This is a genomic window from Moorena sp. SIO3E8, assembly GCF_010692445.1.
Lineage (GTDB): Bacteria > Cyanobacteriota > Cyanobacteriia > Cyanobacteriales > Coleofasciculaceae > Moorena > Moorena bouillonii.
On sequence record NZ_JAAHHM010000234.1, the window covers coordinates 1 to 6,457 of the forward strand.

The following is a 6,457-nucleotide window of genomic DNA, read 5'->3' on the forward strand; positions in this document are numbered from 1 at the left end:
TGGTCGCGCGGCTGGGGCCGGACGCCAACGATCCCATAGACGAGTTCCTCAATCTCGCGCTGAGCTACGAGCGGGAGCAGACCCCGACCCTGGAAGGCTTCCTGCACTGGCTGGAGCGGGGCGAACAGGAGATCAAGCGCGATATGGAGCATGGCGGCGGCGCCGTGCGCGTGATGACCGTGCATGGCTCCAAGGGCCTGCAGGCGCCGGTGGTGTTCCTGCCGGACACTCTCCAGGGACCGCTGCCACATCGCGGCCTGATCTGGCTGAAGGCCGCCGGCGACCTGCCGATCTGGTCGCTGGGCCAGGACTTCGCGGGCCAGGCCGAAGCCTCGGCACGACGTAGCATCGCCCAGGCCAATATCCGCGAATACAAACGGCTGCTTTACGTGGCCATGACCCGTGCCGAAGACCGCCTGCTGCTCTGCGGCTGGAACGAGCGGCGCCGCACGCCGCCGGACGACTGCTGGTACAACCTGGTCCAGGCGGGCATCGCGCCCCTGGCGGAGGAGATCGAGTTCGACTTCTCCGGCATCATCGCCGAGGGCTGGAGCGGCACCGGCTGGCGCATGACCAGCCCGCAAAGGGCGGCGCCGGAAGCCGGGCGGGAAGAGCCGGAACTGCAGCGGGATTTCCTGCGCCTGCCGGCCTGGGCCCGCGCCAAGCCGCCGAGCGAGCCCTCGCAGCCACGGCCCCTGGCGCCCTCGCGCCCCTCGGAAGCCGAACCGGCAATCCGCTCACCGCTGGGTGGCGACCAGGGCAAGCGATTCCGCAGCGGCCGCCTGATTCACCGCCTGCTTCAGACCCTGCCGGACCTGGCGGATTCGCAGCGCGAAGCGGCGGGACAGCGCTATCTCGCCCGTCCTCTGCACGGTCTTTCCGAGGAACAGCAAGCGAAAATCCTCAGCGAAACCCTTGCTGTCATTGAAGATTCCCGCTTCGGCGCGCTCTTTGGCCCCGGGAGCCAGGCCGAGGTGCCGATCGTGGGAGTGATCCCGAAAAGCCAGGATTCCGGCCGTTTCCGCGATGCGGAAGTGATTTCGGGCCAGGTCGACCGCCTGTTGGTGAGCGACGAGCGGGTCTGGATCGTGGACTATAAAACCAACCGGCCGGCCCCGCGAGAACCGGACGCGGTCCCTGCTATCTATTTGAAACAGATGGCGTCTTACCGGACTGTCCTGCGTCAGGTCTATCCCGACCGGCAGATCGAAACGCTGCTGCTCTGGACCGACGGCCCGCGTCTGATGCATCTCAGCGATGCTCTGCTTGCGGATCACGCGCCTTGACGTCGCGCCCCCGCGCTCCCTACATTCCTCACATGTAAGCGCTGCGGACTCCTTTGCTTTGCAGCCCCACAACAGGTCATAGAGGTTACAATGAGTACCAGTTCCGTCAGTGACTCTTCCTTCGAAAACGACGTTATCAAGGCGGATGGACCCGTTCTGGTCGATTTCTGGGCCGAATGGTGCGGCCCCTGCAAAATGATCGCGCCGGCGCTGGAAGAGATCTCGCAGGAGATGGATGGACGCCTGACCGTCGCGAAGATGAACATCGACGACAATCCCATGACGCCGCAGAAGTACGGCGTGCGCGGTATCCCGACGCTGATGCTCTTCAAGGACGGACAGGTTTCGGCCACCAAGATCGGCATGGTCGCCAAAAACCAGCTGATCGAATGGGTGGAAGAGGTTATCTGACCTTCCAGCCTAAATTCGCCCCAAAGCAAAAACACCTCCGCCCTGCTGGACGGAGGTGTTTTTGCTTGAACACAGGCAAAATAGACCTGGAGTTGTTATACCAAGGGGCGACAATATTGACCCTTGGTATAACAATGACTCTTGATACAACCAATAAAAGGATCCCTGGGCAATGCAACCAGTTAGATTTTCGAAAAGACTAGAGCAAAAAGCGTTTACTTGGCCTCAAAATGCACAGCCTCTTGCTGATCCCGAACAGAAATTTTGAGTCGCTGTGAATCACGAAAACCGCAGTCCGTTCTAGGCGAACCCCGAATCCGGAAACCCCAGCAATGAAGATTGGCGTCGTCCTCCCAGCGCTGGAACGAATGCCGCCCACGCGAATGAACCCGGAGGGACAGTTCGCTCATTCCCTCGCATCCCAACTTGTAAAGATGGGTCACCACATCACGTCATTTGGTTCACGGAAAAACTCGGGCTTCCATAGGCACATCTCACTCCCATACGAGAGTAAATTAGAACAGCACGACCGTACTCTCGACCATTCGTCAATCAAGTATGCATCTCAGAGAGCCTTAACTGCTCTCGCAATTCGCGCGCTCAACGAAGGAAGCGTCGACATCTTGCACAGTCATCACTCTACTTTAATGGATCTCTCTCTCACCGCCCAAAAGCCAATCGTTTCAACTGTGCATTTCGGACTATCGGACGAAGCAGTTACCAAGCTTCCATTGCTGTTTCTAGCGTACAATGGTTTTCCTAATGTCACATTTGTCTGCATTTCAAGTCATCAAGCTTCACGATTCGAGAAAACACTTCCATTAAAGACTCAGCATGTCATCCCTAGCGGCATTGATGTTGGGAGCTTTGGCTTCTCCGCGGAAAAAGAAAATCATCTTCTTTGGCTCGGTCGAATTTCACCAGAGAAACAACCTCACTTGGCAATCGAAGTGGCGCTTCAGGCTCAAGTTCCTTTGATATTGGCTGGCCCGAACAGCTCCACGGAGCAGGCGGACAGCGAATACTTTGACAGGTGTATCCGCCCGCATCTGGCTAATGAGAAAATCAAATACATAAATACAATTGATTATAGCCAAAGAAATAATTTATTGAGCAGATCCAGAGCAACATTGTTCACAAGCTCAAGCTCCGATGCGCTGGGTATGACCATAATGGAAAGTTTGGCAAGTGGGACACCCGTTTATGCGCTAAATGGAAATGCCGCCAGCGAGCTGATACTAGACACACACACTGGTTACGTCGGACACTCCACTGCGGACCTGGCACGCGAAATCGTCAAGGACCAATATACCGATTACCTGGAAATCCGGAGATACGCTGAAACTGCCTTTTCTATCAAAAAGTGCGCCCAGCGCTATGAAGAGCTATATTCCTCGCTTTTGAATATCTGATTCAGTCAAATTCACGTTTTCTGCCCAGCGCAAAGAGCGTAATATTACGGCCAAACCGCAACACCGGGTATATTCTGCGCATTATATTTTTCTTACGCATGATGGAAAAAACTATTCTTTTGAACGTGCTCATGTCTTCCGACCACGCAGCCAACGCTGTCACTGCGTCAGCTCCAAATAAAACATCGTGGTCATCAATAATCACTGCCATCCCTTCATTCAAATCGTACCCACTCCTGGCGAGCCGATCCCGCAGCACCGGTGATTCCCTTGCATTGACTATATCAATCGAACGAATTTTCTCCCTTATTTTGATAAGCTTCACGAACTCAGTGCAGAAAGGACAATCCCCATCATAAACAATCTGTATTTGGACCGGATATTGAGCCATCACGGAAACAAAATACGAATGAATGCCTCTCGCGTCGCGGCATCAGAGAATGTGATCATCGCGGGATAGGTAGCAAGAAATGCATATACAAAGACGTTCAACCGCATAAACACCGCAACACTAACGTGGAAAGCAAAACTAATCGAGATCGCCACAAATACAAATGGCCCACCATATAAATAGAGACCGGCTACCGTGAGATGGCCTGTAATCACAGCCCACGAAGCAATCAGGGAAAGTCGCGAATTCATCGCGAAGAGTTTGCTCAAGGCCGAGTTCCCAAATTCCGCAGAGCTCATTACCTCTCTGAGACCCGTGCCGTTACGCCAAAGGGGGCCGAGAATTTTCGCTACACCACTTGTCACATAGCTGAGCACAGTCTGTGACCAAATGGCAAACACGCCTAGTACGAAGAAATCTTCATCATAGTATCCAAAAGACATAATGAAGATCGCGAAGAGTACGAAGAGTGTCATTTGATCGGAGCCATCAAGAGAGTATGGCAGACGGTAAAAGAGATACATATAAGAAGAGAGAGCAGATAGCGCGAATATCCAAGCAATCTGCGGCGCAAATACCAAGGCGGCTAGTAGAAGAGAAACAAATATCAAGCGAAGTAACACAGACACCTTGAATGCCGTGTGACCCAAAAGCGTGTCAACACTGGGCGTAGATTTTGATGGTCTGATGATTGGCTGAAAGGCCAACGTGTATCTCCAATCGTATATGCCGCGAGAAAATAGACCGCGCGATATGGTCAAGTCTTCAATGGCGGTAACAAGAACGGAGATCGCCGCAAGACATGAAGTCAATAAAATAAGATTGGCTCCATCAGAAAGAAACTGAACTGTGTGCGTGTACATTTCGTGTTAATGCATTGCAAATGGTTCAGAAATGAAGACTGGCTCTGCTTTGGGGTTGTCCCGCCGGCCGTCAAGAATTCTAACGATACAAAATTGCACCATAGCACCTGGCGCGATTTTTACATTGGACATGACGACACTCTGAAGGGCTTTAACGGGGGAAGATTGAGCGATCTTGGACTTCTCATTTCCAGTGATCATGTTGCCGATCGAGTTCTGCAGGTCGTGGCAAGACTTGTGGTATCGTCGTGATGGATTGACAATAGAGAACCACCACTCTTCATCATAAATGGCAGTCACGGGCAACCACTGGCCAGGTGGACTCGCGACAGACACATCGCGATACAAAATTACTGTATCGAACCGCGCCGGGTTTGGTGCAAAGAAGTGCCAGCTTGGAAGAAACCCGAACGGGTCATAGCGGCGCATTTTCGTCAACGCCGACACAAACACCTGCCCTATCACACTAGCTGTAAGCCACAGTAATAGTAGCCATCCGACTAGGGTTGCGATCACCCTCTATTGCTCCTAACGTCGACGACTGCACGTAATGCGTGGACTTCGGACCGGCTATTTTATGAAATCGGCGCCAGTGGCACGCCATCTACAATTCGACGATCTGGAACAATGCTCACGGATAGACAGTTCGAACGGCAGCTAAGACAATTCGAGAAACAACTTGTCATCGCCATTTCGGACTTGTGAACTTTTGATGAAAAACCGGTCCATGAGGTATCCATCTCGTTTGCCGCAGCGATTGCTACTTGAATGAGCTTTCCACGCATCCGACGTCCTCCAGCAGATCACTTCAACATAATACCAAGGGACGTTAATGATGACCCTTGGTGTAAGTTGCTATACATGCCACTTAAGCAACTCTAAAGACCAAGCCTTGCGAACGCGGAAAAAGCGAACGCGAATTGACTTATACTACCACAAAGAGGCTAGAGTCTACCCCCAAGCCGAATTCCGAGTACCAAGCGCTACTCGTTGACCAACCTGCCCCGCTTGAGCCGATCGCTGGCCTCTTGCTTCCCAGCCCAAGCAAAGTCTGGAAGTGGCGCAACCTCCCTATACCAAGGAGCGTTGATAACGACCCTTGGTATAGTTCTCAAAATGTGCGTTCGAAATCAGCAATATAGTGATTGAGAGGCAGTGTTTTTTGAGCCGGGTTAAACGCAAAACGCTTTAGCTTGCCTCAGAAGCAGAGTGCGACACCCCCTACGCGTTGTCCGCCAGGATGTGCCCTGCGAGGTAGAGGGATCCGCAGACCAGGATACGCCCGCCCGGAAAACGCGCGGCGATATCGGCGATGGCGGATTCGACGGAGTCGCTCGCCGTGGCCTTGAAGCCCTGCGCGACCGCATGCGCCTTCGCCTCGCCGGCTGTCAGGGAAGCGGCGGCTTCGGGGATAGCCACCGCGTGCAGGCTGGAAGCCTTTTCAGCGATGGGCCGCACGAAGTCTTCCGCCACCTTGGTGTTGAGCATCCCGTAAATAAGATGCACCGGCCGGTCGTCCCAGTCGGCGAGCACCTCGGCCAGGGCTTCGCCGGCGGCGGCATTGTGGCCACCGTCGATCCAGAGTTCCCAGCTGCTGTCTTCCGCAGAGCCCGAGCCGCTCTTGACACCCAGCAGGTCCAGAAGGGGGCCGCGCGTCAGGCGCTGCAGGCGGGCCGGCCACTTCGCGGAGGCGATGCCTTCGGCGATCTTTGGCCGGAAAACCTCCAACTGCTCGGCGCAGGCCACCGCCAGCGCGGCATTGACGATCTGATGGGCGCCACGCAGGGCGGGCTTGGGGTAGTGTATCTCTCCCTTCGCGCCCTTGAAGACGAAGCCTTCGTCCAGGGCTTCGAAGTCCCAGTCGATGCCGCCGCGATAGAGGGGAGCCTTCACTTCCGCGGCCCGCGCCTCGAAGACGGCCATGACCGACGGCTCCTGCGGCGCGATCACGCAAGGCACGCCGGCCTTGAGAATACCGGCCTTCTCCGCCGCAATGCCTTCCTTTTTGTCACCGAGGAACTGCACGTGGTCGATGGAAATCGGCGTGATGGCCGTGAGCAGCGGCCGCTCCAGCACATTGGTGGCGTCCAGCCA

General features: G+C 54.8%; 6 protein-coding genes and 1 pseudogene. 3 read left to right on the forward strand and 4 right to left on the reverse strand.

The window, feature by feature from the left end; genetic code table 11:
* The 3 genes from F6K46_RS37495 to F6K46_RS37505 form a co-directional block, all read left to right on the forward strand.
* The coding region (locus F6K46_RS37495) for a 3'-5' exonuclease (RefSeq protein WP_293117982.1) at nt 1–1,286 on the forward strand (1,286 nt) is incomplete at its 5' end.
* Between the two features lie 90 nt (nt 1,287–1,376).
* Nucleotides 1,377–1,697 carry a thioredoxin TrxA gene (gene trxA / locus F6K46_RS37500; protein WP_293068788.1) on the forward strand — a complete coding sequence of 107 codons (321 nt, stop codon included), beginning with the start codon at nt 1,377–1,379 and terminating at the stop codon, nt 1,695–1,697.
* A 383-nt stretch (nt 1,698–2,080) separates the two neighbouring features.
* Nucleotides 2,081–3,109, forward strand: a complete 1,029-nt coding sequence (locus F6K46_RS37505) for a glycosyltransferase (RefSeq protein WP_293068794.1) — start codon at nt 2,081–2,083, stop codon at nt 3,107–3,109.
* A 1-nt stretch (nt 3,110) separates the two neighbouring features.
* Here F6K46_RS37505 and F6K46_RS37510 read toward each other — a convergent pair whose 3' ends face one another.
* The 4 genes and pseudogenes from F6K46_RS37510 to F6K46_RS37525 all read right to left on the reverse strand — a co-directional run.
* Complete coding sequence (locus tag F6K46_RS37510) at nt 3,111–3,500, reverse strand: DCC1-like thiol-disulfide oxidoreductase family protein (protein ID WP_293068791.1); 390 nt, start codon at nt 3,498–3,500, stop codon at nt 3,111–3,113.
* Nucleotides 3,500–4,363, reverse strand: a complete 864-nt coding sequence (locus F6K46_RS37515) for a hypothetical protein (RefSeq protein ID WP_293117984.1) — start codon at nt 4,361–4,363, stop codon at nt 3,500–3,502. The genes F6K46_RS37510 and F6K46_RS37515 overlap by 1 nt, the downstream gene beginning before the upstream one ends.
* A 6-nt stretch (nt 4,364–4,369) precedes the next feature.
* The gene (locus F6K46_RS37520; RefSeq protein ID WP_293117987.1) at nt 4,370–4,879 is read right to left on the reverse strand and encodes a hypothetical protein; all 510 of its coding nucleotides are present in this window, start codon (nt 4,877–4,879) and stop codon (nt 4,370–4,372) included.
* A gap of 705 nt (nt 4,880–5,584) precedes the next feature.
* Nucleotides 5,585–6,457, reverse strand: a pseudogene (locus F6K46_RS37525) (hypothetical protein); the annotation flags it as partial.

Coding starts and splice junctions, on each gene's coding strand:
- trxA (WP_293068788.1), top strand. CDS start 1,377: ATGAGTACCAGTTCCGTCAGTGACTCTTCCTTCGAAAACGACGTTATC.
- F6K46_RS37505 (WP_293068794.1), top strand. CDS start 2,081: ATGAACCCGGAGGGACAGTTCGCTCATTCCCTCGCATCCCAACTTGTA.
- F6K46_RS37510 (WP_293068791.1), bottom strand. CDS start 3,500: ATGGCTCAATATCCGGTCCAAATACAGATTGTTTATGATGGGGATTGT.
- F6K46_RS37515 (WP_293117984.1), bottom strand. CDS start 4,363: ATGTACACGCACACAGTTCAGTTTCTTTCTGATGGAGCCAATCTTATT.